This is a genomic window from Streptomyces sp. NPDC056160 (assembly GCF_042268205.1).
GTDB lineage: Bacteria > Actinomycetota > Actinomycetes > Streptomycetales > Streptomycetaceae > Streptomyces.
This window is the reverse complement of record NZ_JBHJUW010000130.1, coordinates 1-26103: the sequence shown is the minus strand read 5'-3', so window position 1 is coordinate 26103 and position 26103 is coordinate 1. Positions and strand designations below refer to the sequence as shown.

General features: G+C 75.1%; 22 protein-coding genes, 2 pseudogenes and 1 riboswitch. Of the genes and pseudogenes, 18 read left to right on the top strand and 6 right to left on the bottom strand.

The window, feature by feature from the left end:
* Positions 1 to 118: 118 nt before the first annotated feature.
* From ACFC02_RS33525 to ACFC02_RS33515, 3 genes are all read right to left on the bottom strand, one after another.
* On the bottom strand, positions 119 to 1582 hold the full coding sequence (locus ACFC02_RS33525) for a hypothetical protein (RefSeq protein ID WP_376365508.1): 1464 nt from the start codon (positions 1580 to 1582) through the stop codon (positions 119 to 121).
* Between the two features lie 450 nt (positions 1583 to 2032).
* Positions 2033 to 3160, bottom strand: a complete 1128-nt coding sequence (locus ACFC02_RS33520) for an alpha/beta hydrolase (RefSeq protein WP_376365506.1) — start codon at positions 3158 to 3160, stop codon at positions 2033 to 2035.
* Positions 3161 to 3267: 107 nt separating this feature from the next.
* Positions 3268 to 4098: a class II aldolase/adducin family protein gene (locus ACFC02_RS33515; RefSeq protein ID WP_376365504.1), complete on the bottom strand. Its 831-nt coding sequence runs from the start codon at positions 4096 to 4098 to the stop codon at positions 3268 to 3270.
* Between the two features lie 166 nt (positions 4099 to 4264).
* On the opposite strand from ACFC02_RS33515, the gene ACFC02_RS33510 reads away from it, so the two are divergent.
* The 8 genes from ACFC02_RS33510 (at position 4265) to ACFC02_RS33475 (ending at position 13344) form a co-directional block, all read left to right on the top strand.
* Complete coding sequence (locus ACFC02_RS33510; RefSeq protein WP_376365502.1) at positions 4265 to 5557, top strand: anion permease; 1293 nt, start codon at positions 4265 to 4267, stop codon at positions 5555 to 5557.
* Between the two features lie 49 nt (positions 5558 to 5606).
* On the top strand, positions 5607 to 5828 hold the full coding sequence (locus ACFC02_RS33505; protein WP_376365500.1) for a hypothetical protein: 222 nt from the start codon (positions 5607 to 5609) through the stop codon (positions 5826 to 5828).
* A 273-nt stretch (positions 5829 to 6101) separates the two neighbouring features.
* A riboswitch (cobalamin riboswitch) is annotated at positions 6102 to 6246 on the top strand.
* Positions 6247 to 6343: 97 nt separating this feature from the next.
* The gene (locus tag ACFC02_RS33500; protein ID WP_376365498.1) at positions 6344 to 7297 is read left to right on the top strand and encodes a cobalamin biosynthesis protein; all 954 of its coding nucleotides are present in this window, start codon (positions 6344 to 6346) and stop codon (positions 7295 to 7297) included.
* A complete protein-coding gene (locus tag ACFC02_RS33495; RefSeq protein ID WP_376365496.1) occupies positions 7294 to 8814 on the top strand; it encodes a cobyric acid synthase in 1521 nt (506 codons plus the stop codon). The genes ACFC02_RS33500 and ACFC02_RS33495 overlap by 4 nt, the downstream gene beginning before the upstream one ends.
* 100 nt (positions 8815 to 8914) lie before the next feature.
* Positions 8915 to 10981: a putative cobaltochelatase gene (locus tag ACFC02_RS33490; RefSeq protein WP_376365494.1), complete on the top strand. Its 2067-nt coding sequence runs from the start codon at positions 8915 to 8917 to the stop codon at positions 10979 to 10981.
* A complete protein-coding gene (gene cobO / locus ACFC02_RS33485; RefSeq protein WP_376365492.1) occupies positions 10981 to 11589 on the top strand; it encodes a cob(I)yrinic acid a,c-diamide adenosyltransferase in 609 nt (202 codons plus the stop codon). Before ACFC02_RS33490 ends, cobO begins: the two co-directional genes overlap by 1 nt.
* Before the next feature lie 7 nt (positions 11590 to 11596).
* On the top strand, positions 11597 to 13132 hold the full coding sequence (locus ACFC02_RS33480; protein ID WP_376365510.1) for a cobyrinate a,c-diamide synthase: 1536 nt from the start codon (positions 11597 to 11599) through the stop codon (positions 13130 to 13132).
* On the top strand, positions 13129 to 13344 hold the full coding sequence (locus ACFC02_RS33475; protein ID WP_376365490.1) for a hypothetical protein: 216 nt from the start codon (positions 13129 to 13131) through the stop codon (positions 13342 to 13344). The genes ACFC02_RS33480 and ACFC02_RS33475 overlap by 4 nt, the downstream gene beginning before the upstream one ends.
* A gap of 32 nt (positions 13345 to 13376) precedes the next feature.
* On the opposite strand, the gene ACFC02_RS33470 is transcribed toward ACFC02_RS33475, so the two are convergent.
* Complete coding sequence (locus ACFC02_RS33470; protein WP_376365488.1) at positions 13377 to 14108, bottom strand: ZIP family metal transporter; 732 nt, start codon at positions 14106 to 14108, stop codon at positions 13377 to 13379.
* 95 nt (positions 14109 to 14203) lie between these two features.
* Between ACFC02_RS33470 and ACFC02_RS33465 the strand changes: the two are divergent.
* From ACFC02_RS33465 to cobC, 4 genes and pseudogenes are all read left to right on the top strand, one after another.
* Positions 14204 to 14491, top strand: a pseudogene (locus ACFC02_RS33465) (SAM-dependent methyltransferase); the annotation flags it as partial.
* Between the two features lie 53 nt (positions 14492 to 14544).
* Positions 14545 to 15891, top strand: coding sequence for a precorrin-6y C5,15-methyltransferase (decarboxylating) subunit CbiE (gene cbiE, locus ACFC02_RS33460; protein ID WP_376365486.1), 1347 nt, complete (start codon positions 14545 to 14547; stop codon positions 15889 to 15891).
* Positions 15888 to 16838, top strand: a pseudogene (locus ACFC02_RS33455) (cobalamin biosynthesis protein); the annotation flags it as partial. The gene cbiE and the pseudogene ACFC02_RS33455, both read left to right, overlap by 4 nt.
* Positions 16839 to 17088: 250 nt before the next feature.
* On the top strand, positions 17089 to 18252 hold the full coding sequence (gene cobC / locus ACFC02_RS33450; protein ID WP_376365485.1) for an Rv2231c family pyridoxal phosphate-dependent protein CobC: 1164 nt from the start codon (positions 17089 to 17091) through the stop codon (positions 18250 to 18252).
* A 108-nt stretch (positions 18253 to 18360) separates the two neighbouring features.
* On the opposite strand, the gene ACFC02_RS33445 is transcribed toward cobC, so the two are convergent.
* Both ACFC02_RS33445 and ACFC02_RS33440 read right to left on the bottom strand, forming a co-directional pair.
* Positions 18361 to 19317, bottom strand: a complete 957-nt coding sequence (locus tag ACFC02_RS33445; RefSeq protein ID WP_376365483.1) for an SCO1860 family LAETG-anchored protein — start codon at positions 19315 to 19317, stop codon at positions 18361 to 18363.
* A gap of 310 nt (positions 19318 to 19627) precedes the next feature.
* Positions 19628 to 20725 carry an amidohydrolase family protein gene (locus ACFC02_RS33440; protein ID WP_376365481.1) on the bottom strand — a complete coding sequence of 366 codons (1098 nt, stop codon included), beginning with the start codon at positions 20723 to 20725 and terminating at the stop codon, positions 19628 to 19630.
* A 116-nt stretch (positions 20726 to 20841) separates the two neighbouring features.
* Between ACFC02_RS33440 and ACFC02_RS33435 the strand changes: the two genes are divergently transcribed.
* The 6 genes from ACFC02_RS33435 (at position 20842) to thpD (ending at position 25972) form a co-directional block, all read left to right on the top strand.
* Entirely contained in the window at positions 20842 to 21945 is a 1104-nt protein-coding gene (locus ACFC02_RS33435) for a pyridoxal-phosphate-dependent aminotransferase family protein (protein ID WP_376365479.1), read from the top strand.
* 96 nt (positions 21946 to 22041) lie between these two features.
* Positions 22042 to 22323, top strand: coding sequence for a DUF664 domain-containing protein (locus ACFC02_RS33430; protein ID WP_376365477.1), 282 nt, complete (start codon positions 22042 to 22044; stop codon positions 22321 to 22323).
* A 318-nt stretch (positions 22324 to 22641) separates the two neighbouring features.
* Positions 22642 to 23181 carry a diaminobutyrate acetyltransferase gene (ectA, locus tag ACFC02_RS33425; RefSeq protein WP_376365475.1) on the top strand — a complete coding sequence of 180 codons (540 nt, stop codon included), beginning with the start codon at positions 22642 to 22644 and terminating at the stop codon, positions 23179 to 23181.
* A gap of 122 nt (positions 23182 to 23303) precedes the next feature.
* Positions 23304 to 24575 (top strand): diaminobutyrate--2-oxoglutarate transaminase, encoded by a 1272-nt coding sequence (ectB, locus tag ACFC02_RS33420; RefSeq protein ID WP_376365474.1) that lies wholly within the window; start codon positions 23304 to 23306, stop codon positions 24573 to 24575.
* A 91-nt stretch (positions 24576 to 24666) separates the two neighbouring features.
* A complete protein-coding gene (locus tag ACFC02_RS33415) occupies positions 24667 to 25071 on the top strand; it encodes an ectoine synthase (protein WP_037860869.1) in 405 nt (134 codons plus the stop codon).
* Between the two features lie 7 nt (positions 25072 to 25078).
* On the top strand, positions 25079 to 25972 hold the full coding sequence (gene thpD, locus ACFC02_RS33410) for an ectoine hydroxylase (RefSeq protein ID WP_360962465.1): 894 nt from the start codon (positions 25079 to 25081) through the stop codon (positions 25970 to 25972).
* Positions 25973 to 26103 lie beyond the last annotated feature (131 nt).

Genomic DNA, 26103 nt, shown 5'->3' with positions numbered 1-26103 from the left:
TCCTCGTACCGGGCGTACGTGGACGATCCCGACAACGCGGCGAGCGCGCGTGCCAGGCGTCGCGGGGCTGGGGGCACCTCCCGGCCGAAGGCCGGCGGAGGGACTTTCGGAACACGCCCTAGCTGCCGCCGGTGTGCACCTGGAAGGCGGCCCTGCGGACGGCCTTGGCGAGGGCGGGGTCCGGGTGCGCGGCGGCGAGGGCGACCAGCACCTGCACGGTGCGGGGGTGCCCCACCGAGCGCACCTCGTCCAGCAGGGCGGGGACGGTGGGCTGCAGCGCCGACTCCAGGTGCCGCACCAGCATCGGGGACTCACCGTGATCGGCGACGGCGGCGGCGGTGTCCACCCACAGCCACGTGGCCTCCTCACGGGTGAGGACCTCGTGGGCGTCCTCCGGGTCGACGCCGTCGTGCTCGGCCAGCCACAGCAGGGCGTACGGGCGCAGGGCGGGCTCGTCGAGCACGGCCCGGACCTCGGGCTCGGCAGGGGCGCCGACCACCCGCAGCGCCTCGAAGGCGAGGCCGCGCAGCAGGGCGTCCTCGCCGCGGGCGGCGCCGAGCAGCTCGGTGATGGCGCTGCCCACGGGGCGTGCGGCGAGCCAGGCCCGGTACTCGGCGCGGGCCGCGTTGGGGCGCAGCTGGGCGCAGCCGCGCAGCATGTCCTCGGCCGCCTGCTCGATGTTGCCCGCGGGGCTCTGGGCGGCGACGCAGATCTGCTCCAGCTTGACCCAGACCGCCCAGCTGCCCAGCGGGGTGAGCGTGGCCTGCCCGTCGCCGTAGGTGAGCGCGCCCACGGAGGCGAGGGCCCCCAGCGCCCAGTCGAGCAGCGGGGCGAGGGGGGCCGGCGGGGCGGACCGCGCGGCCTCGGAGGGTGCGGGGTGCGGCGGGGCCCCGGCCCCGGTGTCCGGCGCGGGGGTCAGGGGCCGGGCGGGTTCGAGGTGCGGGTCGTAGGGGACCTCGCAGCGTTCGGTGCGCAGCTCGGTGACGCGCTGCTCCAGGAGGTCGAGGAGCTGCGCGACGGGGACGGGGCCCGCGGAGAGCTGGAGGAAGGAGAGCACCTGCGGCATGGCCGAGACGACCTCGGCGACCGCGGCGGGCTCGTGCCCGTCGGGTTCCGGGCAGGCGAGCGACCAGGCGTCGAAGAGGGCGACCCAGCCGCGCAGCACCGCGCTGTCGTCGCGGTCCCAGGCCCGCAGCCGCCAGCCGGGGCGGGCGTTGCCGCCGTGCACCTCGATGAGTCCGGCAAGGCGGGCGGTGTCCCACTCGGCGCGGACCTGAGCGGCACTCAGGCCCAGGTCGTCGGCCGCCTGTCGGGCGGTGCCGGCGGAGAGGGTGGCCTTGCCGTCGGCGGTCGCGCCGGCCCGGCCGGGCCCGAGGGCGGCGTCGGCCCAGCGGGCGACGCGGGCCGCCCCGGCCAGGCCGGAGCGCGCCATTCTGGCCAGCTCCGCGGGTGCCGGGGTGCCCTCCGGGGGGCGCGGGGCGGGGCGGCGCGAGCGCCGCTGGTTCACGGCTCGGGGGGCGGCGGCCAGGGGTCGCGGGCGGACGAGTCGAAGCCTGGAGTCGCGCGGGATACGGGACGTCACGGGTGCAGTCTTCCGGTTGACGGTCCGAAAACCCAAACGGAATGTCACGGCGGGCAATGGAGAAGGCCAAGGCAGGCGCCCGGAAGGGCGTCGGCACCCGGAGAACAGGCCGTCCCCGCGGACAGAACCGGAACCTTTGGCACGGCCCTCGCGGCAGGGTGGCGACAGGGCCTGAGGACGTCCGGTCGGCCGGGGGCCGCCGCGGCCGTCCGGGGCGTGCGGGACGGTCGGGACGGTCGGGGCGCCCGACGCGCCCGGGGACCGACCGTCCCGGAGCGGCCGGGGGCGGCAACCGGGCGCCCGCGTCAGGGGGCGACGCCTCCGGACGCCGCGGGGCGCTGTCGCCGGCCACTCCGGCCCGGGGCCCCGTAGGGGTCGGGGCGGCGTCCGGCCGCCGTGCTCCCGCCCGGTTCCCCGGTGGCGGGCCGGGGCCTCCCGGCCCGCCGGGGTTCACATCAAAGGGGTCAGGAAGCGGCGCAGGGCTTCCTCGTAGCCCTTGGGGTCGGCGTTCCACATGGCGCCGTGGGGGGCCTCGCGGACCGTGTGGAGGGCGATGAGGTTGGGGCGGCGCTCGGCCAGGCGGCGGGAGAAGCGCCAGGGCGCCACCTCGTCGCCCGGCCCGTGGAAGATCAGCGTGGGGGCGGTGAGCCGCGCCGGGTCGGTGGTGTCGGCGAGCCGGTCGGCGTACAGGCCCGTGCGTCCCTGGGCGGCGCGCACCGCGAGCGGCAGCAGGGGGCCCGGGGTGTGCCGTGCCCTGGCCAGGGCACGCAGCGTCGCCTCCCAGTCGAGCACGGGCGAGTCCATGATCAGCCCGGAGACGCGGTCGCGCAGCTCCGAGTGGAGGGCCGCGCGCAGCGCCATCGTGGCGCCGATGGACCAGCCGTGCAGGACGACGCGCTGGGCGCCGTGGTCGACGGCGTAGCGGATCGCGGCGTCCAGGTCGCGCCACTCGGTCTCGCCGAGGTGGTTCAGGCCGTCCGGCGGGCGGGGGGCGCCGAGGTCGCCGCGGTAGGTGACGTCCAGCACCGGGAAGTGTCTGCGGTGCAGGAACTTCATGATGTTCAGGGGGTGTTCGCGGGTGGCGCCCAGGCCGTGCACGGTGATCACCCAGGTCTCGCGGACGCCGGGCACGAACCAGGCGGGCAGCGGGCCGAGTTCGCCGGGTACGTCGATGTCGGCGTGGTCGAGGCCGAGGGCGGAGCCGGGGTCGCCGACGTACAGGTTGGGCGTGAGCCAGACCCGGTCGCGGGGGTGCAGCAGCCCGTGGGTGACGCGTTCCAGGCGGCGTACGACGGTGTCGGGCAGGTGCGGGGCGCCTTGCAGGACGGGGCCGACGACGGCGTGGGAGCCGTCGCCCGCCAGGCCGTAGGTGCCCGGGCGCAGCGAGGCCAGGTCCCGGGTGAGGGTGATCTGCCCGGCGGCCGTGCCGTGCACGGTGAGCCGGGGCTCGGTGGGCAGGGGCCGGCCCGGCGGTGCCTTGAGCGCGGCGTCGCTGGCGAGCCGGCCGGCGGCGACGCTCGCCGCGCCGGCCGCCAGGGCCGCGGTGACGGCCGCGGCCGTCGCTTTGACTGTGCGCACGGGTCCAGTGTCCTGGCGTACCGGGTCACCGGCCAGCGGAAGGAACGGTCGGGGTGACATGCCCGTGCGAGTTCCAGAAACGGCGGCCTTCATCCCTGCCGCGCTCGTCAGGCTTCCGGCCGGAGCTCCGGCTGTCCGTATCCGCGCAGCCGTTCCTCCGCCCGTGCCAGCTCTTGCGGGGAGAGCAGGGAGGGGGTCAGGCCGGGGACCGAGGAGGCGGTCAGCCACAGGCGGCACATCCACTCCAGCTGGGCGGTGCGGTCGTACGCCTGGTCGAGGGTGGCGCCGTGGGTGAGGGTGCCGTGGTTCCGCAGCAGGCAGCCGGAGCGGTCGGCCAGGGCGCGCAGCACGTGCGCGGCCAGCTCCTCGGTGCCGTAGGTCGCGTAGGGGGCCACGCGCACCGGGCCGCCGAGGGCGCCGGCCATGTAGTGGATCAGCGGCAGTTCGGGGACGAGCGTGGAGACGGCCGTGGCGTGCACGGCGTGGGTGTGGACGACGGCGCGGGCGGGGGTGGAGCGGTGGACGGCGAGGTGCATGGGCAGCTCGCTGGTCGGCCGCAGGGTGCCGAGCACCTGCCGGCCGTCGAGGCCGACGCCGGTCACGTCGTCCGGCGTGAGCCGGTCGTACGGGACGCCCGAGGGGGTGACCAGGACGGTGTCCCCCACCCGCACGGACACGTTGCCGGAGGTGCCGACGACCAGTCCGTCCGCCACGGTGCGGCGGGCGGTGGCCACCAGGTCGCACCACGCGCGGCGCTCGTCTTCCCGAGGCTCGCGTGGCGTCCGGGGCTCGTGTGACTCCGGGCACTCAGGGGGCTCCTGGGACCACTCGGAGGACTCATGGGACCCGCGCGACCCCTGCGGCCCGCGCACCGCCCGTGCTTCCCGCGGCTCCCGTGCGTCCCTCGTGTTTCCCGTGTCCCGCTGCTGTTCGGCCATGCGGCGATCCTGCCAGCCGTCTGCCGGAGCGCCGGTCCGCCCGGCCCGCGGACGGGAGGGAAGCCAGGAGAACCGGACACCGCCGCGACCGTCCCAGTTCATCTTCCGTTCACCCAGGTTACCTACGTTCGACGAGCCAATGACGCTCGAACGATTGCCTGGGTAAATGGAAAGCTTCTCGCTGATCCTCGCGATTGTGGTGGTTACCGCACTCGCGTTCGATTTCACGAACGGTTTCCACGACACCGCCAACGCGATGGCCACCACCATCTCCACCGGCGCACTCAAGCCCAAGGTCGCGGTGGCCATGTCCGCCGTGCTCAACCTGGTGGGCGCGTTCCTCTCCGTCGAGGTCGCCAACACGATCTCCAAGGGTCTCGTCGACGAGACCGGCATCCGCCCCGAGGTCATCTTCGCCGCACTGGTCGGAGCGATCCTCTGGAATCTGCTGACCTGGCTGGTCGGGCTCCCGTCCAGTTCCTCCCACGCCCTCCTGGGCGGTCTGATCGGCGCCACCATCGCCTCGGCCGGCGTCGGCGCCGTGCACGGCGACGTCCTGATCACCAAGGTCATGCTCCCGGCGGTCGCCGCCCCCGTCGTGGCGGGCGTCGCCGCGGTGGCCGCGACCCGGCTGTCGTACACGATCGGCCGGAAGACGGAGGGCAAGGCGGCCGAGAAGGGCCACCGGGTCGGTCAGATCGCCTCCGCCGGGCTGGTCTCGCTGGCGCACGGCACCAACGACGCGCAGAAGACGATGGGCATCATCACCCTCGCCCTGATCGCCGGCGGCGCCATCGCCCCCGGCTCCAACCCTCCCACCTGGGTCATCCTCTCCGCGGGCCTCGCCATCGCGCTGGGCACCTACATCGGCGGCTGGCGCATCATCCGCACCATGGGCACCGGCCTGACCGACCTCCGGCCGCAGCAGGGCTTCGCCGCCCAGACCAGTGCGGCGGCAGCCATCCTGGCCTCCTCCCACCTGGGCTTCTCGCTCTCCACCACCCATGTGGTCTCGGGCTCGGTGATGGGCGCGGGCCTCGGCCGCAAGGGCGGCGTGGTCCGCTGGTCCACCGCGGGCCGCATGGCCGTCGCCTGGGTGCTCACCCTGCCGGCCGCGGCGGTGGTCGGCGCGGGCGCGGAGGCCGTCACCGGCCTCGGTGACTGGGGCACCGCGCTCGTCGCCGTGTTCCTGGTGGCCGCGAGCGCAGCGATCTGGAAGATCTCCCGCCGCCAGGTCGTCGACCACACGAACGTCGCCCCGGCCACGGGCGCGACCGCGGCCGAGGAGCCGGCCGGTGTGGTGACCCAGGCGATCGCCGCCGTCTCCCCGCCTCCGGCGGCACCGGTGCCGGACGGCCTGACGGCCACCATCCCCGCTCCGGCGTCCGCGCTCGGCGCGGTGCCGGCGCCTCCCGCGAGTCCGGCGACGGCGGCGTCCCCGCCCGCCGCGGCGGTCTGACGCCCCGCCCCTCCACCCGGTTATCGAGCATCGAGAAAGCAGCTTCGACATGAAGATCGACTGGGCAGCCCTCGGCTCCGTCTTCGGCGTCAGCCTCGTGGTCACCGTCGGCCTGGTGGCCCTGTTCACCCTCGGCATCGCGGGCCTGTCCCGCCGGGAGGCGGCGTCGACCCGCGGCGAGTCGGCCGTGGCCGCGACCGCCGGCGCGTACGCGTGCTTCGCGCTGTGTGCGGCAGCCGTCGCCTACGGGATCTCCCTGATCCTGGGCTGACAACGATTCCGGGCTGACGAGAGGAAACGCCCTGGCCGCAGGCGGCGCGTGGTCACGCCTCGCACCTTCTGCACCAACCCCCGTAAGTGTTTCTGCGGCGCTTACGGGGGTTTTGCCGCATTCGACTCGCCTTCGGGACGCCGACCGGGAGGCGTCTTCCCCGCTTCACCGCGCGGAAAGAGGCCGAAAGGAGCCGTTTCAAGTCGCTGACCGCGCGTCAGGGCTATGAGCCTCGGCACACCGGCCCACCGCAGGTCAACGGCAAGTTGACGGCTGTTCCGAGGGCGTGGTGGACTTCCGGGGCCATGTACGGCGGCAGAAGAGGAAGCCGGTGCGAATCCGGCGCGGTCCCGCCACTGTCACCGGGGACGAACACCCCCGGGAGCCAGGAACTCTCTCCGCCGGTCTCGTCGAACCAGGGCGCGGACACCCTGAGTGAGGACCCATCGCCATGCGCGGCTGCCGACCGAGGTTCATCAGCGACTCCCTGACCGACCCCGCGGCCGGCTGACCCCGTGGGTGCCGATCGCGTCTTCGCGTACGGCGCCGCCGCCGGCCTCCTCGGTGACCTGCTCCTCGGCGACCCGCGCCGTGGGCACCCGGTCGCCGTGTTCGGGCGGGCCGCGGGCGCCGTGGAACGTGTGCTGTGGCGGGACCACCGCGGGCGGGGCGCGCTCCACACCGCCGTGTGCGCCGGTGGCGCCGTCGCGCTGGGGGCCGCCGCGGCCCGCGCCGTCCGCTCCTCCCCCACCGGCTCCGTCCTGCTGACCGGCGCCGCCACCTGGGCCGTCGTCGGCGGTACTTCACTCGCCCGCGAGGCGGGCGCCATCGGACGGGCGCTCGAGTCGGGGGACGTCGAGGCCGCCCGGGCACGGCTGCCGCACCTGTGCGGGCGCGATCCGCAGGCCCTGGACGCCGACGGGATCGCCCGCGCGGTCGTCGAGTCGGTCGCCGAGAACACCTCGGACGCGGTGGTGGGCGCGCTCGTCTGGGGCGCCCTCGCGGGCGTGCCGGGACTCCTCGGCTTCCGGGCCGTCAACACCCTGGACGCCATGGTCGGTCACAGGTCGCCGCGGTACCGGCGCTACGGGTGGGCCTCCGCCCGGCTAGACGACGTGGCGGGCTGGCCCGGGGCCCGGCTGACCGCCGTCCTGGCCACCGTGGCGGGGGGCGATCCGCGGGGGGCCGTACGGGCCTGGCGCGCCGACGCCGGGCGCCACCCGAGTCCCAACGCCGGTCCTGTGGAGGCCTCGTTCGCGGGGGCGCTCGGGGTGCGGCTGGGGGGCACGTTGTCGTACGGGGGGCGGGTGGAGCACCGGCCGGTGCTCAACGGCCCAGGGCGCGCCGTCCAGGTGGGCGACGTCGAGCGGGCCGTACGGCTCTCCCGGCGCGTGAGCTGGCTCGCGCTCGGCACCTGCGCCGCCGCGAAGCTGCTGTGCAACCGTCTGACGAAGGGACGTACGTCATGAGCAGCGGTCGGGGCGGCGGGCTGCTCGTCGCCGGGACCACCTCCGACGCCGGGAAGAGCGTCGTGACCGCCGGGATCTGCCGGTGGCTGGTGCGGCGCGGCGTGAAAGTGGCGCCGTTCAAGGCGCAGAACATGTCCCTCAACTCGTTCGTCACGCGGGAGGGCGCCGAGATCGGGCGGGCGCAGGCCATGCAGGCGCAGGCCTGCCGGATCGAGCCGACCGCGCTGATGAACCCGGTGCTGCTCAAGCCGGGCGGCGAACAGAGCAGCCAGATCGTGCTGCTGGGCAGGCCGGTGGGCGAGATGAGCGCACGCGGCTACCACGGCGGACGCCAGCGGCAGTTGCTGGGGACCGTGCTGGACTGCCTGGCCGAGCTGCGGGGCGCCTACGACGCGGTGATCTGCGAGGGGGCGGGCAGCCCGGCCGAGATCAACCTGCGCCGGACCGACATCGTCAACATGGGGATCGCACGGGGCGCCGGGCTGCCCGTGGTCGTCGTCGGCGACATCGACCGCGGCGGTGTCTTCGCCTCCTTCTTCGGCACCGTCGCCCTGCTGGCCCCCGCGGACCAGGAACTGGTCGCCGGGTTCCTGGTCAACAAGTTCCGCGGTGACGTCTCGCTGCTGGAGCCCGGCATCGACATGCTGCGCGACCTCACCGGCCGCCGGACGTACGGCGTGCTGCCCTTCCGGCACGGGCTCGGCATCGACGAGGAGGACGGCCTGAGGGTGTCGCTGCGGGGCGCCGTACGGGAGTCCGCGGTCGCGCCGCCGGTCGGTGAGGACGTGCTGCGGGTCGCCGTCTGCGCCCTGCCCCTGATGTCGAACTTCACCGACGTGGACGCGCTGGCCGCCGAGCCGGGCGTGGTCGTGCGGTTCGTGGACCGGCCCGAGGAACTGGCCGACGCCGACCTCGTGGTGGTCCCGGGCACCCGGGGCAGCGTACGGGCGCTGGACTGGCTGCGGGAGCGGGGCCTTGCCGACGCGCTGCGGCGCAGGGCGGCCGAGGGGCGGCCGGTGCTCGGGATCTGCGGCGGCTTCCAGGTGCTCGGCGAGCACATCGAGGACGAGGTCGAGAGCCGTCGCGGGCACGTCGACGGGCTCGGTCTGCTGCCGGTACGGGTCAGGTTCGCCGCCGGCAAGACCCTCGCCCGGCCGGTGGGCGAGGCCCTCGGCGAGCGGGTCGAGGGGTACGAGATCCACCACGGGGTCGCCGAAGTCACCGGCGGTGAGGCGTTCCTGGACGGTTGCCGGGTGGGGTCCGTCTGGGGCACGCACTGGCACGGTTCGCTGGAGTCGGACGGTTTCCGGCGGGAGTTCCTGCGGGAGGTCGCCTCGGCCGCGGGCCGTCGTTTCGTGCCCGCGCCCGCCACGTCCTTCGCCGCGCTGCGCGAGGAGCAGCTGGACCGGCTCGGCGATCTGATCGAGGAGCACGCGGACACGGACGCGCTGTGGCGGCTCATCGAGTCGGGCGCGCCGCGCGGTCTGCCGTTCATCCCGCCGGGGGCGCCCGCATGAGCGCCGGGCGGGGGCCGCGGGCCAGGCCGGGCGCGGGTGCGCCTGAGCCGCCGCGGGCCATGTTTTTCGAACTTGAGGGCGACTTGGAGGGCGAGGAGAAGTGAGTACCGCGTTTCCGTTCACGGCCGTCGTGGGTCAGGACGACCTGCGGCTGGCGCTGCTGCTGAACGCCGTCTCCCCGGCGGTCGGCGGGGTGCTGGTGCGCGGTGAGAAGGGCACCGCGAAGTCCACCGCCGTGCGGGCGCTGTCGGCGCTGCTGCCCGCGGTGGACGTCGTCGCCGGGTGCCGTTTCTCCTGCGACCCGGACGCTCCCGACCCCGGCTGCCCGGACGGGCCCCACGAGCCGGGGGCGTTCGAGACGCGGCCGGCGCGGATGGTCGAGCTGCCCGTGGGGGCGTCCGAGGACCGGCTGGTCGGTGCGCTGGACATCGAACGGGCCCTGGCGGAGGGCGTGAAGGCGTTCGAGCCGGGGCTCCTCGCCGACGCCCACCGGGGGATCCTCTACGTCGACGAGGTCAACCTCCTCCACGACCACCTCGTCGACCTGCTGCTGGACGCCGCCGCCATGGGCGCCTCCTACGTCGAGCGCGAGGGCGTCTCCGTACGGCACGCCGCGCGCTTCCTGCTGGTGGGGACCATGAACCCCGAGGAGGGCGAGCTGCGCCCGCAGTTGCTCGACCGGTTCGGGCTGACCGTCGAGGTGGCCGCCTCGCGCGAGCCGGAGCAGCGCGTGGAGGTCGTGCGCAGGCGGCTGGCGTACGACGACGATCCGGCCGCCTTCGCCGCGCGCTGGGCCGACGACGAGGCCGGCGTACGGGCGCGGGTCGTGGCCGCGCGGGAGCTGCTTGCGCAGGTGCGGCTCGGCGACGGGGCGCTCACGCAGATCGCGGCGACCTGCGCCGCCTTCGAGGTGGACGGCATGCGCGCCGACATCGTGATGGCGCGTACGGCGACCGCGCTGGCCGCGTGGGCGGGACGCACGGAGGTGCTCGCCGAGGACGTGCGGCAGGCGGCGCTGCTCGCGCTGCCGCACCGGCGGCGCCGCAACCCCTTCGACGCCCCAGGACTCGACGAGGACAAACTCGACGACACCCTCCGGGAGTTCGGCGGCGGACCGCAGGACGATCCGCACGACGACGATCCGCACGACGACGGCCCCCATGACGACGGTCCCGGCACGGACGGGCCCGGTGGAGGAGGCGGTCAGCCCGCACCCGGCGACGACGGCCCGCAGGAGGGGGGCGGCGCCCCGCGGGACGAGGACGCCGGGCGGCCCGAGGACGAGGAGAGCGGCGGTCGGCCCCAGCCGTCCGGGGCCGGCGCGGGCGAGCAGTCCGCGGTACGGGCCGCGGAGCCGTTCCGCACCAAGGTGCTCAGTGTTCCGGGCCTCGGCGAGGGCGCGGCCGGGCGGCGGTCGCGGGCGCGGACCGAGCACGGGCGGACGACCGGCGCGCGGCGCCCTCGGGGCACGCTGACCAAGCTGCACCTGGCGGCGACCGTGCGGGCGGCCGCGCCGCACCAGCGGGCGCGGGGCCGGTCCGGTCCGGGGCTGGTGGTGCGGCGGGACGACCTGCGGCAGGCGACCCGGGAGGGCCGCGAGGGCAACCTCGTGCTGTTCGTGGTGGACGCCTCCGGGTCGATGGCGGCGCGGCAGCGGATGAGCGCGGTGAAGGGCGCCGTGCTGTCCCTGCTGCTGGACGCATACCAGCGGCGGGACAAGGTGGGGCTGGTGACTTTCCGGGGGACCGCGGCGGACCTCGCGCTGCCCCCCACCTCGTCCGTGGACGCGGCGGCGGTGCGGCTGGAGTCGCTGCCCACCGGCGGGCGTACACCGCTGGCGGCCGGGCTGCTGCGGGCGCACGACGTGCTGCGCGTGGAGCGGCTGCGGGACCCGGCGCGGCGGGCGCTGGTGGTCGTCGTGACCGACGGGCGGGCCACCGGGGGCCCGGAGCCGGTCGCGCTCGCGGAGCGGGCGGCGCGGCTGTTCGCCGCCGAGGGGACGGCGTGTGTGGTCGTGGACTGCGAGTCGGGGCCGGTGCGCCTGGGCCTGGCCGGGCGGCTCGCCGGTGAACTGGGCGGTACGGCGGTGACGCTGGACGAGCTGCGCGCCGACAGCATCGCCGGACTGGTACGGGATGTGCAGGGGACTTCGAGGAGGGCCGCGTAATGCCGCAGGGACAGCCGAGTGTCGTACCGGACGACGGGCTGACGACCCGTCAGCGTCGTAACCGGGCGCTGGTGCTCGTGCACACGGGCGTCGGCAAGGGCAAGTCGACCGCCGCGTTCGGGCTTGCGCTGCGCGCCTGGAACCAGGGCTGGCCGATCGGGGTGTTCCAGTTCGTCAAGTCGGCGAAGTGGCGGGTCGGCGAGGAGCGGGCGCTGCGCGTGCTCGGCGACTCGGGCGAGGGCGGCAGCGTCGTGTGGAACAAGATGGGCGAGGGCTGGTCCTGGGTCCAGCGGGACATCCAGGGTGACAACTCGACCAACGAGGCCAAGGCCCGCGAGGGCTGGGAGCAGGTCAAGCGGGACCTGGCCGCCGAGACGTACCGGCTGTACGTGCTCGACGAGTTCGCCTACCCGCTGCACTGGGGCTGGATCGACACCGCCGAGGTCGTTCAGGTGCTGCGCGACCGGCCGGGGACCCAGCACGTGGTGATCACCGGGCGGAACGCGCCGCGGGAACTGGTCGACTTCGCCGACCTCGTCACCGACATGTCCAAGGTCAAGCACCCGATGGACGCGGGGCAGAAGGGCCAGAGGGGCATCGAGTGGTGACGCCGTGGTGACCTCCTCCTCGCCGTCCGCGCCCCGGCCGGCGCCCTCCCCCGCCGCCGTGCCCCGGCTGGTCGTCGCCGCGCCCGCCTCGGGCAGCGGCAAGACCACCGTCGCCACGGGGCTGATGGCCGCGCTGGCCCGGCGCGGGCTCGCCGTGTCCCCGCACAAGGTCGGGCCGGACTACATCGACCCGGGGTACCACTCGCTCGCCACCGGGCGGGTGGGGCGCAACCTGGACGCCTACCTGTGCGGTCCGGACCTGGTCGGGCCGCTGTTCCTGCACGGCGCGCGCGGGTGCGACATCGCCGTCGTCGAAGGCGTCATGGGGCTGTTCGACGGGGCGGCGGGGCAGGGCGAGCTGGCGTCCACCGCGCAGGTGGCGAAGCTGCTGCGGGCGCCGGTGGTGCTCGTGGTCGACGCCTCCTCCCAGTCGCGGTCGGTGGCGGCGCTGGTGCACGGGTTCGTGTCGTGGGACCCGCAGGTGCGGGTCGGCGGCGTGATCGTGAACAAGGTCGCCTCGGACCGGCACGAGGCGCTGGTGCGGGAGGCGCTGGAGTCGGTCGGAGTTCCGGTGCTGGGGGTGCTGCGGCGGGCGCCGCAGGTGGACACGCCGTCCCGGCACCTGGGTCTTGTGCCGGTCGCCGAGCGGCGGGGCGCCGCGGTGGAGGCGGTCGCGGCGATGGCGGCGCAGGTGGAGGCGGGGTGCGATGTCGCCGCGCTGGTGGCGCTGGCGGGCAGCGCGGGGACCTTGGCGGGTGCGGCCTGGGACGCGGCCGAGGTACTGGGGGGCTCGCCCCCGGCGCCCCTTCCCGCCCCGGGCCCGGGGGCCCGCGCCCTCGGAGCCCCGCTTCGGCCCGGATGGCCCCGTCCTCAGGTTCCCCCACACCCTTCGGGCAGGGGGTGCCCCCAGGACGGGCTGACAGACGCCGGTCAGGGGGCACCGGTGAGGATCGCCGTCGCCGGCGGGCCCGCCTTCACCTTCTCCTACGCCGAGCACACGGAGCTGCTGTCCGCCGCCGGTGCCGACGTCGTCCCCTTCGATCCGCTGCGGGACGAGGAACTGCCCGAGGGGACGCGCGCTCTGGTCATCGGGGGCGGGTTCCCGGAGGTCTACGCCGCCGAGCTGTCCGCCAACGAACCGCTGCGCAAGGCCGTCGGTGAGCTCGCGCGCGCCGGCGGCCCGGTCGCGGCCGAGTGCGCCGGGCTGCTGTACCTGTGCCGGGAGCTGGACGGGAAGCCGATGTGCGGGGTGCTGGACGCCTTTGCGCGGATGAGCGGGCGGCTGACTCTGGGCTACCGGGACGCCGTGGCCGTGAGTGACAGTGTGCTCGCGCAGACCGGGCAGCGGATGCGGGGGCACGAGTTCCACCGGACGGTCGTGGAGCCGGGCGCCGGCGCCGCCCCCGCCTGGGGGCTGCGGACGCCCGTCCGGCGGGTCGAGGGGTTCGTGCAGGACAACGTGCACGCGAGTTACGTGCACACGCACTGGGCCGCCGCGCCCGGTGTCGCCCGCCGGTTCGTGGAGAGGTGCCGGACCTCGTGAGCGGCAGGCCGGCCGGTGCGGGCGCCCGGGACGCCGCCGGGGAGCGGGCGCGGGCGGGCGAGGCGCCGCGGTGGGAGGGCGGGCGGATCGGTGACGCCGTACGGGGGCCGGCGCTGTCGCAGGAGCCGGACCGGCCGGCCGCCGCGCAGCCCTGCCCGTCGACGCTCGTCGCGCCGGCCCGGCGCGCGGGCGGGCGGGGCGGCAGGCCGTGAGTCCCGTGTGCGGGCTCCGCGCGCGGTCGCGCTCAGGCCGCCAGGCCCACCACCAGCCAGATGAAAGCGGCGCCCGCGACCGTGCACAGCAGGGTCGAGCGGGCCGGGTGCTCGTGGTGGGCCTCGGGCAGGATCTCGGCGGCGGCGAGGTAGAGCAGTACGCCGCCGAACAGACCGAGGTAGCCGCCGAGGAACCACTCGGGGATGCGGACGAACGCCGTCGAGGCGGCGCCCACCACGGGGGCCAGCGCGTCCGCGACGAGCATCGCCACCGCCTTGCGGCGGGCGTTGCCGTAGAGGCTGGTGAGGGTGAAGGTGTTGAAGCCGTCCGCGAAGTCATGGGCGATGACCGCGAGGGCGACGGCGGCGCCCATCCCCCCGCCGACCTGGAACGCGGCGCCTATCGCCACGCCGTCCATGGCACTGTGGCCGACCATGGCGGCCGCCGCCGTGAGGCCGACCTCGGGGGCGCGGTGCTGATGGTGTTCGGCGCCGCCGTGCGCGGCCTGCCGGGCGGCCAGCAGGCGCTCCACCAGGTGGGCCAGCAGGAAGCCGGCCACGAAGAGCAGCAGGGCCGCCGGTACGCCGAACACCTCCCGGCCCACCGCGCGCAGTGCCTCGGGCAGCAGGTCGAGACCGACCACACCGAGCATCAGGCCGCCGGCCAGTCCGAGGACCAGATGGCGGCGGTCGGTGACCCGCTGTGCCGTCCAGCCGCCGGCCAGCGTCATCAGGAACGCGCCGAGCGCGACGAAGACCGCCATGTGCCCTTGCTATCCGATCAACCCCCGATCGCGCACATCCGGCCATGGCCCGACCCCCGCACACCATGACATTCCGTACGAGAGGACCCGTCCCCGTGGTCGATGCCCTCACCGCCGAGGTGACCTTCGCCGGTGCCGGTCCCGGCGCCGCCGACCTGCTGACGTGCCGCGCCGCGCGCGCGATCGCCGCTGCCGACGTCGTGAGCCGGGCGGCCGGCCTCGCCCGGGCCGACGCGCTCGGACACGCCCGCGAGGGCGCGGAGAGAGTGGACGTGGCGGCGACGCCGGTGCCGCCGGGCGAGGAGGTGCGCGAGTCCGGCCGGCACGGCGCCACCCCGGCCGTCCTCCCGCCGACGGCCCGCAGCGGCCGGCGGCTGCCGGAACCGCCGGGTGACTTTCCGGCCCGCGGGGCCCTGCGCGCGCGGGGGGCGAGTTCGTGATCACGGTCATCGGCACGGGTACGGGGGCGCCTGCGGACGGCGGGCTGCTCGACGGCGCCGACCTCGTCGTGGGCGGACGCAGGCACCTGGAGGCCGTACGGCTGCCGGAAGGCGTCCGGCGGGTCGTGCTGGGGCCGCTTCCGCCCGCCCTCGACGTGATCGAGCGGTACACCGGTGCGGGACGGCGCGTGGTCGTCCTCGCCTCCGGAGACCCGGGGTTCTTCGGGATCGTACGGGCGCTGGCGGAACGGTTCGGCGCCGGGGCGCTGGAGGTGCGGCCGGGGGTCTCCTCCGTCGCCGCCGCCTTCGCGCGCGCCGGGCTGCCGTGGGACGACGCCGTGGTGGTCAGCGCGCACGGACGGGAGCTGCGGACGGCCGTCAACGTGTGCCGGGCCCGGCCTAAGGTCGCCGTGCTGACCGGGCCGGGCGCCGGACCCGCCGAGCTGGGGGCCGCGCTGGCCCGTACCCCGTCCGGCGAGCGGGTGCTGGTGGTAGCCACGGCGCTGGGCGACCCCGGCCGCGAACGCGTCGAACGGGTCACGCCCGCCGAGGCCGCCGCCCGGGACTGGGGGACGGCCGTGAACGTGGTGCTCTGCCTGGACGAGGAGCGGGCCCTCGGTCCCATGCCGACGCTCGCCGGGCCCGGGGCGCCCGGCGCGGGCTGGGCACTGGAGCAGGACGCCTTCGCGTGCCGCGAGGCGGGCGTCACCACGGCACAGGTGCGGGCGCTGGCCCTGGCCCGGCTCGGGCCGCGCCAGGGCGACCTGGTCTGGGACGTCGGCGCCGGGACGGGCCCGGTGGCCGTGGAGTGCGCCCGGTTCGGTGCGGCGGTCGTCGCGGTCGCGGAGGAGGCGGACGGCGCCGCACGGGCGCGGGCCGACGCCGCCGCCCACGGGGTGGACGTCGCGGTCGTGCAGGGGGCGGCGCCCGGGGCGCTGTCCGGGCTGGCCGACGATCCCGACGCCGTGTTCGTCGGGGAAGGGGGCGGGGGCCGGGGCGGGGACCTGCCGGTCGTCGTCAGCGCCTGCGCGCGCCGCGCCCGGCGGACCGTGGTCGTCGCCCTCGCCGCCCCCGACCGGGTGCCGGCCGTCCGCCAGGCACTCACCGACGCCGGGCTGACCTGCGACGGCGTGGAGCTCCAGGCGTCCCGGCTCGCGCCGCGGCCGCCGGAGGAGGCGAGCGGGCCGGCGGCGGACCCCGTTTTCCTGCTGTGGGGCGTACGGCCCCCGGCGGCCGGGTCCGGGCCGGGGGCCCGGTCCGGGGCCGCGACCGCCGCCGTGTCCGGGTCCGCCCCACGGTCCGGGTCCGGGTCCGGGTCCCGGGCAGAAGGATTCGACCGGTGATCGGCCTCATGGCCGCCGGCGTGGCGGGCGCGGTGGCACGCGGCCGGCTCGCCGCCGCCTGGCCGGACCGTGCCCGGACCCACGCCGGAGGCGTCACGGAGGCCGTACGGGCCGCCGTCGCCGAGTGCGGACAGCTCGGGTGCCCCCTGGCCGCGGGGGCGGTGGTCGCGCTGGTCGAGCCGCTGCCCGGCGGGTACGACGGCGGCGCCGGCGTTCTCGCCGACGCGGTCGCCGCCGTACCGGGAACGGCTCCGGCGGTGCCGACCGCGACGGACGCCGTCGGCACGGCCGGGTTCGTCGTCCGGCTGCCGGTGGAGGGGGACGTGGCCGGGGTGTCGCGGGCACTGCTGGACGGTGAGCCGGTGGCCCTCGACTCCGAGGTGCCGTGGTCACTGCCCGTGCTGCCCCCCGCGCCCGGTGGAACGGCGGCGGAGTACGCCGTCCGGGTGACGGACCGGGCGCTCGCGCCGGGCGAGCGGGAGGTGGTCCTCAGGCCGCCGTCCCTCGTCGTCGGGGTGGGCGCATCCGCCGGAGCGCCGGCCGACGAGGTGCTGGGGCTGGTCGAGGGCACGCTGCGGGACGCGGGACTGTCCGCGCGCAGCCTCGCCCGGCTGGCCACCGTGGACACGAAGGCGACCGAGCCCGGCGTCGTCGCGGCGGCCGAACAGCTCGGGGTGCCCCTGGTGACGTACTCCGCAGGGGAGCTGGCCGGGGTGGCGGTGCCCAACCCGTCCGCCGCGCCGCTCGCCTCCGTCGGCACCCCGTCGGTCGCGGAGGCCGCCGCGCTCGCCGGCGGCGGCGAACTCCTCGTCCCCAAACGGAAGTCGCGGCGGGCGGACGGGCGTCCGGCCATGGCGACGTGCGCGGTCGTACGGCGGCCCGTGCGCGGGCGGCTCGTGGTGGTCGGCCTCGGGCCCCGCGCCGGGGACGCGACCGGGCCGCCGGCCGGGCCCGGCTCGACCGGCCCGGACGCCGGCGCCGAGGTGTCCGGGGCGGCACGGCCGCCGTGGGAGGGGCGCGGGTGCGCGGGCGCGGAGACCGCGGTCCTGCCCGGCGGGGTCCGGCAGCAGACCTCTGAGCGGGCGGCGGCGCACCCGGAGGCCGAGGCGCGCCGGCCGCGCTTCCCCCCGGACGACGACGGACGGCACGGGCACCACCACCACGAGCACCTCCCTTCTGAGGCGCACAGGCATCCGCATGCGCAGTGAGGACCACCAGATGGCGTACCAGGACGGCGGGCACGACCTGCGGCACCACGGCGACGCGGAGGTGCGGGACGACGGCTGCGCGCTGGTCGATCTCGCCGTGAACGTGCGCACCGGCACCCCGCCCCCGTGGCTGCGGGAGCGGATCGCCGACTCGCTGGGCTCGCTGGCCGCCTATCCGGACGGGCGGGCCGCGCGGGCCGCGGTGGCCGCCCGGCACGGGCTGCCGGTGGAGCGGGTGCTGCTGACGGCGGGCGCGGCGGAGGCGTTCGTGCTGCTGGCGCGGGCGTCGGGGGCGCGCCGGCCGGTCGTCGTGCATCCGCAGTTCACGGAGCCGGAGGCGGCGCTGCGGGACGCGGGGCACCGCGTGGAGCGGGTGCTGCTGCGCGAGGCGGACGGCTTCCGGCTGGACCCGGCGGACGTCCCCGAGGACGCGGACCTCGTCGTGGTCGGCAACCCGACGAATCCGACCTCGGTGCTGCATCCGGCGGCGGTCCTCACGCAACTGGCGCGGCCGGGGCGGACGTTGGTGGTCGACGAGGCGTTCATGGACGCGGTGCCGGGCGAGCGGGAGGCGCTGGCCGGGCGGACCGACGTGCCCGGCCTCGTGGTCCTGCGCAGCCTGACCAAGACCTGGGGTCTGGCCGGGCTGCGGATCGGGTACGTGCTGTCCTGCCCGGAGACCGTCACCGCACTGGAGCGGGCCCAGCCGCTGTGGCCGGTGTCCAGCCCCGCGCTGGCGGCGGCCGTGGCCTGCGTGGAGCCGCGGGCGCTGGCGGAGGCGGCGCACGCGGCGCACCGGATCGCGGCGGACCGGGCCCACCTGGTGGCGGGCCTGGCCTCCTTCGCGGAGCGCGGAGTGCGGGTGGCCGGGCCCGCCGAGGGCCCGTTCGTGCTGGTGCGCGTGGACGGGGCGGTGGAGGTACGGCGGCGGCTGCGCGCGCTGGGATACGCGGTGCGGCGCGGCGACACGTTCCCGGGGCTGGGGGAGGACTGGGTGCGGGTGGCCGTGCGGGGGCGGGGGGTGACGGAGGGGTTCCTGGACGCGCTGGACACGGCGCTGGACGCCGCGCCCGGTGCCGCGCCGGGTGCGGTACCGCGCGCCGCGTCGCGCTCCGTGCCCGGCCGGCCGGGCACGGAGCACACGACGGGCTGATCTCCCCAGTCCCTTGGCCCTTGCCCCTTGGGCCGCCCGAACGCCCTTGCCCGCGCCCGCGCCTGAGGCCGTGTCCGTGCCCGGGGCCCGTGGCGCGGGCGCGGCGGCTCAGCCCCTGCGCCTGCGGGTCAGCGCGACCGCTCCCCCGCCCACGGCCAGCAGCCCCGCCGAGCCCGCCGCGAGGTAGGGCGTCAGGGAACTGCCTCCGGTCTCCGCCAGGTTCGCGTCCGCGGCCTTCGTGGGCCTGGCGGACGGCGTCGGGTCGACGGCCTCGGTGGCGGCGGCACCCTGGGGCTGCGGGTGCGAGGCGGGGGTGGTGGCGGGCTGCGGTGACTGCCCGGGGGCCGCGGGGGACTCGCAGGTCGCCCGGGCGAGGGTGAGCGTGCCCTCGACCTCCGCGACGTTGAGCTTGAGCGGGTTGACGGAGATCTTGAGCCGCAGGGCCGTCGCCGCGGCCGTACGGGAGGCCGTCTCGTGCTGGGACAGGTCGAGGCGGACCTCGCCCACGGCCGGGACCCGCACGCGGGTCGTGCCGCCCGCGGAGAGCGTCACCTTCTTGCCGAGCACCGTCACGGCGCCCAGGACGTCGCTGGTGGCGACCGGCGGCTTCCCGGCCGCGCAGGTCGCCCTGGCGGTGACCTGGTCGACCTCGATGACGGACAGCAGCGGCAGACCGGGCACGTGGACGCGGGCGTGGGCGAGGTCGACGCTGCCCTCGGCCCTGTCCGCCGAGACCGTCGCGTCCGCCTTCGCCACGTCGGCGCGCAGCACGCTGAACGGCTTGCCGCCGTCGACTCCGTCGAGGTGGGCGCTGAGCGCCGTCTCCCGGGCGCTCGCCGGTGCCTGGACCTCGTTGAGGGAGAGGGTGAGCGGGACGTTCACCGTCTTGTTGAGCAGGGACACGTCGAGGCCGGTGCGCAGGACGGAAGCGCTCGCGCGGCCGTGGTCGGCGCTCGCGTGGGCGGAGCCCGCGCCGGCCAGCGTCACGGGGCCTGCGGCCAGGACGGTGGCCGCGGCCGCGGTGACGAGGCGGCGTGCGGGCATGCGGAAGATGTGGCCGTTCACGGTGTGGGACCCCCAGAGAGGATTGCTTGGGACCCGGAAAGAATTACGCACCGAGAGTGAACGGTCAGCGATCCTGGGTGACTTCACTCCTTCGTGGGGTTTCCGTCCTCGTTTTCGATTTGCCCGGTACGGGTGTTCGCTTCCTCCACCCTCCGGTTCCCCGCCCGTGAGCACCCGCCCGGACACACCGGCGCGCGCGACGGAGTGCACAACGATCCACACGGGGCGACGGTCACCTTCGGTCAAGGCGAAGGTCACCATCGGTCAACCCGCCGTACGGCCGCGGCGACCCCGTCGAGCCATGTTCCGGCTACGCGACGACGCGGCCGTTCAGGACCACCCGCCGCGGCCCCGCCAGCACCCGTACGTCCGCCCGCGGGTCGGCCTCGTACACCACGAGGTCGGCCGGCGCGCCCTCGTCCAGGCCGGGCCGGCCCAGCCACGACCGGGCGCCCCACGTCGTGGCCGACAGGGCTTCGAGGGCCGGGATGCCTGCGGTGACCAGTTCGGCGACCTCGGCGGCCACCAGGCCGTGCGGCAGTGAGCCGCCCGCGTCCGTGCCGACGTACACCGCGATCCCGGCGTCGTGGGCGGCGCGTACGGTGTCGTAGCGGCGCTCGTGGAGCCGGCGCATGTGGGCCGACCAGCGCGGGAACCTGCTCTCGCCGCCGGCCGCGAGCGAGGGGAAGGTGGCGATGTTGACCAGGGTGGGGACGATGGCGACGCCCCGCTCGGCGAAGAGCGGGACCAGGTCCTCGGTCAGGCCCGTGGCGTGCTCGACGCAGTCGATGCCCGCCTCCACCAGATCGCGCAGGGAGTCCTCCGCGAAGCAGTGCGCGGTCACCCGGGCGCCCAGCCGGTGCGCCTCGGCGATCGCCGCCTCGGCCGCCTCGCGGGGCCAGCAGGCGGACAGGTCCCCGAGGTCGCGGTCGATCCAGTCGCCGACCAGTTTCACCCAGCCGTCGCCGCGCCGGGCCTCCTGGCCGACGTAGGCGACCAGGTCCTCGGGTTCGATCTCGTGGGCGTAGTTGCGGATGTAGCGGCGGGTGCGGGCGATGTGGCGGCCGGCCCGGATGATCTTCGGCAGGTCGTCGCGGTCGTCGGTCCAGCGGGTGTCGGAGGGCGAGCCCGCGTCGCGCAGCAGCAGCGCCCCGGCCTCCCGGTCGGTGAGCGCCTGCTTCTCGGAGACGTCCTCGGGTACCGGGCCGTGCGCGTCGAGGCCGACGTGGCAGTGCGCGTCGACCAGGCCGGGCAGCGCCCAGCCCTCGACGGTCCGTACGTCCCGGGCGCCGGGCGGGCGCTCGTAGGAGATCCGGCCGCCCACCACCCACAGTTCGTCGCGGACCTGGTCGTCGCCGGGGCCGACGAGGACCCTCCCCTTCACGTGCAGCACCGCGCCATCGCTCATGCACCGCACCCTAGCGCCGGCGGCCCGGCCGGGGCCGGGGCGGCCGGGAGGCGGGTGCCGGATACTCTCGACTCCGTCGACTCCACCGACCTCGTGACCGAGAAGAGAGCACTGCCGTGACCCACCCCTTCCTGGACCTCGCCCCGCTGAGCGCCGCCCGCTTCGCCTCGATCGAGGACGGGGTGGCACGGCTGCTCGGCACCGCGCAGGACGTCGTGATCACGCAGGGCGAGGCGCTGCTGCCGCTGGAGGGCGCGATCCGGGCGACGGCGGGTCCGGGGACGACGGCGCTGAACGTGATCACCGGGCCGTACGGGCAGACGTTCGGCGACTGGCTGCGCGACTGCGGTGCGACGGTGTACGACCTGTCGGTGCCGTTCCACACGGCGGTGACCGCCGAGCAGGTCCGCGCGGCCTTCGCCGAGCACCCGGAGATCGACTTCGTGTCGCTGGTGCACGCGGAGGCGGCGACCGGCAACACCAACCCGGTCGCGGAGATCGGCGAGGCCGTACGGGAGCAGGGCGCCCTCTTCTACCTGGACGCGGTGGCCTCGATCGGCGCGGAGCCGGTGCTGCCGGACGCGTGGGGCGTGGACCTGTGCGTGATCGGGGCGCAGAAGGCGATGGGCGGCCCCGCCGGGGTGTCGGCGGTGTCGGTCAGCGAGCGCGCCTGGGCCCGGATGGCGGCGAACCCGCGGGCGCCGCGCCGCTCCTACCTGTCCCTGCTCGACTGGAAGGAGCGCTGGATCGACGGCGGCCGCACCACGCTGCTGCACGCCCCGGCCCAGCTGGAGATGCTCGCCCTGGAGGCGTGCGTCGAGCGGATCGAGGCGGCCGGCCTGGACGCCGTGATGGCCCGTCACCGGCGTGCCGCCGCGGCGATCCGCGCGGGTGTCCAGGCCCTCGGCGGGGGCCTGGAGCCGTACGTGCACAAGGCGTCCGAGGCGGCCCCGGTCGCGACCACGCTGCGCGCCCCCGCGGGTGTCGCGGCCTCTGACCTGGTGGCCCGCGCCCTCGAGTCGGACCCGCGCCTCCCGCTCGCCGCGGGCGGCGGCCCCCTGGCCAAGGAGATGATCCGGGTCAACCACTACGGCCCGGACGCGACGCCGGAAACCGTCGAGGCGACCCTGACGGCCCTGGCCGCCGCCCTGACCACCGTCTCCGGTGCGGACGTCGACCTCCGGACCGCCCACGACGCCGCCGCCGGCGCCTGGCGGTAGAGCCTGTCCGGGCCGCCCCACGGGCCCGGTCAGGCGCGGGCCCCCGGGCCGGAGAAGCACGGTTGCCGGAGCCGCCGCCGGCGCCGTGCCGCCCGCATGGCCCCTGACGTTCTGCCGACCCTGCCCGACGGCCGCCCCGTCCCGCTCACGACGGGCGCGCAACGGCCCGTGCCGGCGAGCCGGCTCGCCTTCCACCGCGCCGGCCTGGAGGCGAAGTGCGCCGGGCCGCAGGGCACGGGGCGGATCGGCGACGAGCCCATGACGGGGTGCGAGGCCGGCGTGCGGTGGGTTCTCATCCACCTGATCGTGGAGTACGCCCGGCACGACGGGCACGCCGTCATTCCGCGGGAGCGGATCGACGGGGTCATCGGCGCGTGAAATCAAAGGGCGTAATTCCTGGAATTCAATTCGGGCAGCTTCCCGTCTTCTTCTGCCCCGTTTCCCTATTCCTAAACGCGACGATTCCACGAACACTTGGCGACGTAATTCCAAGGCTGTCACGGGCGCACCGGCAGGGTTACTTCATTGTGATGCACTCCACAATCGCACCCGTTTTGTACAGGTAATAACGGGAGCAATCAGGCATCTCACTCCGATCTCGCGCGACCGCGCGCCCGCGCGATAACACATATGCCCCGGGCATGTAAGGGTGCCGGGCGATGCATTTTCCAATTCAGCTCGGTAAGTTCAATTCGCATGACTGCCGCACAAGCAGACCTGCGAACCGACCGCACGGAAATACCGGATGCCGTGTCCATCGAGCGCCCCGCCGTCGCCGACGGCGCCGCTCTGTGGAGGCTCGCCAAGGACTCCGGGACGCTGGACGTGAACTCCTCGTACAGCTATCTGCTGTGGTGCCGCGACTTCGCCGCCACCTCCGCCGTGGCGCGCGACGCCGACGGGGAAGCCGTGGGTTTCGTCACCGGGTACGTGCGGCCCGACCGCCCCGGCACGCTCCTGGTGTGGCAGGTCGCCGTCGACGCCCGCCAGCGCGGCCGCGGCCTGGCCGCCCGGCTGCTGGACGCGCTCACCGCCCGCGTCGCCACCGAGAGCGGTCTGACGACCGTCGAGACCACCATCACCCCCGGCAACACCGCCTCCGAACGCCTCTTCGCCTCCTTCGCCAAGCGGCACGGCGCCCGCGTCGAACGCGAGGTCCTGTTCGGGACGGCCGAGTTCCCCGACGGGCCGCACGACCCCGAGGTGCTGCACCGCATCGGCCCCCTCGCCCGCTGAGCCTCCTTCGAGACCCCGCCGGGTCCGCCGAGCCCTCGCGCCCCGCCGGAACCCGCGGTCCCCTCCTTCGATCCGCCGACCCGACCGACCTCCCACTCCCCACACACGAGGAGCGATTCGTCGTGACCATCACCCAGCCCGACCTGAGCGTCTTCGAGACCCTGGAGTCCGAGGTGCGCAGCTACTGCCGCGGCTGGCCCACCGTCTTCGACCACGCGCGCGGCAGCCGCATGTACGACGAGGACGGCCACGAGTACCTCGACTTCTTCGCCGGCGCCGGTTCCCTCAACTACGGACACAACAACCCCGTGCTGAAACGGGCGTTGATCGACTACCTGGAGCGCGACGGCGTCACGCACGGGCTCGACATGTCCACCGCCGCCAAGCGCCGCTTCCTGGAGACCTTCCAGAACCTGGTGCTGCGCCCGCGCGATCTGCCGTACAAGGTGATGTTCCCCGGACCGACCGGCACCAACGCCGTGGAGTCCGCGCTGAAGCTGGCGCGGAAGGTGAAGGGGCGCGAGGCCATCGTGTCGTTCACCAACGCCTTCCACGGGATGTCGCTGGGCTCGCTGGCCGTGACGGGCAACGCGTTCAAGCGGGCCGGCGCCGGCGTCCCGCTGGTGCACGGCACGCCCATGCCGTTCGACAACTACTTCGACGGCACGGTCCCCGACTTCCTGTGGTTCGAGCGGCTCCTGGAGGACCAGGGTTCCGGCCTGAACAAGCCGGCCGCGGTGATCGTCGAGACCGTGCAGGGCGAGGGCGGCATCAACGTCGCCCGGCCCGAGTGGCTGCGCGCGCTCAAGGAGCTGTGCGAGCGCCAGGACATGCTGCTGATCGTCGACGACATCCAGATGGGCTGCGGACGCACCGGCGCGTTCTTCTCCTTCGAGGAGTCCGGGATCGTCCCCGACATCGTCACCGTCTCGAAGTCCATCAGCGGCTACGGCCTGCCGATGTCGCTGTGCCTGTTCCGGCCCGAGCTGGACGTGTGGGAGCCGGGCGAGCACAACGGCACCTTCCGCGGCAACAACCCGGCGTTCGTCACCGCCACCGCCGCCCTGGAGGCGTACTGGACGGACGGGGCGGCGATGGAGAAGCAGACCCGCTCCCGCGGTGAACTGGTCGAGCAGTGGCTGGTCTCCATCACCGAGGAGAACCTCGCCGACGTCAAGGAGTACCGGGGCCGCGGCCTGGTGTGGGGCCTGGAGTTCCACGACAAGGGCCGGGCCGGGCGGGTCGCGCGGCGCGCCTTCGACCTCGGCCTGCTCATCGAGACCTCGGGTCCCGAGAGCGAGGTCGTCAAGCTGCTGCCGGCCCTGACCACCACCCCCGAGGAACTGGACGAGGGCATGAGCACCCTCGCCCGCGCGGTCCGCGAGACCGCCTGACCGGCTTCCGGTGCCCCGCCCCACGGTCCCCGGGGCGGGGCGCCGGGAGGCCGTATCCATCGAGAAACACCGCAAGGAGGCACGTACCACCGTGATCGTCCGTTCGTTCAAGGAGATCGAAGGCACCGACCGGCACGTGAAGGCGGCGTCCGGCACCTGGGAGAGCAAGCGCATCGTCCTCGCCAAGGAGAAGGTCGGCTTCTCCGTGCACGAGACGATCCTCTACGCCGGCACGGAGACGTCGATGTGGTACGCGAACCACATCGAGGCCGTCGTCTGCACCCGGGGCGACGCCGAACTGACCGACCGCGAGACCGGGAAGACCTACCACATCACGCCCGGCACCATGTACCTCCTCGACGGCCACGAGCGGCACACGCTCAAGGTCAAGGAGGACTTCCACTGCATCTGTGTCTTCAACCCGCCCGTGACCGGACGGGAGGACCACGACGAGAACGGCGTCTACCCCCTGCTCACCGAGCCCGAGGAGGTGTGAGGAACCCATGACCACCGCCACCGTGAAGGACCTCTACCCGACCCGCGGCGCAACCGAGGTGAGCGTTCCCCGCCAGGACCCGGTCCTCTGGGGCTCCCCGGACACGCCCGGACCGATCGCGGGCGCCGACCTCCAGGCGTTCGAGCGCGACGGGTTCCTCGCCGTCGAGGAGCTGATCGGCGCGGACGAGGTCGCCGTCTACCGGCAGGAGCTGGACCGGCTGGTGGCCGATCCGGCGATCCGGGCCGACGAGCGGTCGATCGTCGAGCCCAAGTCCAAGGAGATCCGCTCGGTCTTCGAGGTGCACCGGATCAGCGAGGTGTTCGCGAACCTGGTGCGCGACCCGCGCGTGGTCGGCCGCGCGCGGCAGATCCTCGGCTCGGACGTGTACGTCCACCAGTCCCGGATCAACGTCAAGCCGGGCTTCGGCGCCAGCGGCTTCTACTGGCACTCGGACTTCGAGACCTGGCACGCCGAGGACGGCCTGCCGAACATGCGGACGGTGTCCGTCTCGATCGCGCTGACCGAGAACCTCGACACCAACGGCGGGCTCATGATCATGCCCGGCTCGCACCGGACGTTCCTGGGCTGCGCCGGGGAGACGCCCGAGGACAACTACAAGAAGTCGCTGCAGATGCAGGACGCGGGCACGCCGTCCGACGAGGCGCTGACCGCGCTCGCGGGCGAGCACGGCATCAAGCTGTTCACGGGCAGGGCCGGCTCGGCGACCTGGTTCGACTGCAACTGCATGCACGGCAGCGGCGACAACATCACGCCGTACCCGCGCAGCAACGTCTTCATCGTGTTCAACAGTGTGGAGAACACGGCGGTGGAGCCGTTCGCGGCACCGGTGCGACGCCCCGGCTTCATCGGGGCCCGGGACTTCACTCCGGTGAAGTGACCCGTCGGTGAGCCGGGCAGGGGGCCTCCTCGTGTGCTTGGGTTCTAGTGGCAACGCCGTTCAGTTAGGGCGGTCTGGGCCGTGTCAAGGGTCGGTTGTGAGCATGTTGATGCTGATGGTGGCCTTGTAGG